Below are 580 nucleotides of genomic sequence, written 5' to 3'. Positions count from 1 at the left end.
TCAGCCCCGATGGGCAAAGGCTGGCTTCTGCAAGTGCTGACAACACTATCAAACTCTGGGATGTCGCCACAGGCAAACCTGTACAAACACTGACTGGGCATAGTGGTTGGGTTTATAGCGTGGTGTTCAGCCCCGATGGGCAAAGGCTGGCTTCTGCCAGTACTGACAATACCATCAAACTCTGGGATGTCGCCACAGGCAAAGTTGTACAAACTCTGACTGGACATAGCAATTGGGTTAATAGCGTGGTGTTCAGCCCCGATGGGCAAAAACTGGCTTCTGCAAGTGCTGACAACACCATCAAACTCTGGGATGTCGCTACAGGAAAAGTTGTGCAAACCCTGACTGGGCATAGTGGTTGGGTTTATAGTGTGGTGTTTAGCCCCGATGGGCAAAGGCTGGCTTCTGCAAGTGCTGACAATACCATCAAACTCTGGGATGTCGCCACTGGCAAAGCTGTGCAAACCCTGACTGGGCATAGCAGTAAAGTCTATAGCGTAGTATTCAGCCCCGATGGGCAAAGGCTGGCTTCTGCAAGTGCTGACAACACTATCAAACTCTGGGATGTCGCCACAGGCAA

General features: G+C 51.4%; 1 protein-coding gene. It reads left to right on the top strand.

What is annotated here, in order from left to right:
• On the top strand, positions 1-580 hold a 580-nt coding region (locus RMZ41_RS31980; protein ID WP_409876337.1), incomplete at both ends, for a WD40 repeat domain-containing protein.

Origin of the sequence: Nostoc sp. DedVER02 (assembly GCF_034530675.2) — a bacterium.
GTDB lineage: Bacteria > Cyanobacteriota > Cyanobacteriia > Cyanobacteriales > Nostocaceae > Nostoc.
The sequence above is the reverse complement of the archived record's forward strand: the minus strand, read 5'-3'. Positions and strand labels throughout refer to the sequence as shown.